Genomic DNA, 388 nt, shown 5'->3' with positions numbered 1-388 from the left:
GTGGTGGTCAGCGGATAGGTGACATGGTTCTCCACGATCTGCGGCGCCTGGCCGGGAAACGGTGTGCGGATGATGACCTGCACGTCCGACAGGTCGGGCAGCGCATCGAGCGGCGTGCTACGCACGGCCCACAATCCCCACGCGGTCAGCATCAGCGTCGCCAGCAGGATCAGGAAGCGGTTGCGGATGGACGCCAGAATTAGCCGGGCGATCATGGCTTGCCTCCCTGATCCGTGCTGGCGGACGCGACGGAGGAGAGGACCGCCATGCCGTCCTTGTCCAGGTGGAAGCGGAACCGCACCCGGTCGCCCGGCTTCAGGCCCTTCGGCAGGCCTGCCGACGGCGCCCCGAATTCCATCGTCATGGCACCCCACTGAATCGATGGAAT

Annotated in this window: 2 protein-coding genes; both read right to left on the bottom strand. The window is 66.0% G+C overall.

The genetic code is table 11. The features are described from left to right. Nucleotides 1-215 (bottom strand): efflux RND transporter permease subunit (locus C1J01_RS54445; protein WP_146616090.1); only part of this gene is annotated, 215 nt, incomplete at its 3' end. Further along, nucleotides 212-379 carry a copper-binding protein gene (locus C1J01_RS54440; RefSeq protein WP_500048309.1) on the bottom strand — a complete coding sequence of 56 codons (168 nt, stop codon included), beginning with the start codon at nt 377-379 and terminating at the stop codon, nt 212-214. The genes C1J01_RS54440 and C1J01_RS54445, both read right to left, overlap by 4 nt. Nucleotides 380-388: the final 9 nt, after the last annotated feature.

The organism is Nonomuraea aridisoli (genome assembly GCF_003236395.1).
GTDB classification, from domain to species: Bacteria; Actinomycetota; Actinomycetes; order Streptosporangiales; family Streptosporangiaceae; genus Nonomuraea; species Nonomuraea aridisoli.
Note: the sequence above shows the minus strand (reverse complement) of the source record. Positions and strands in the feature narration are given on the sequence as shown.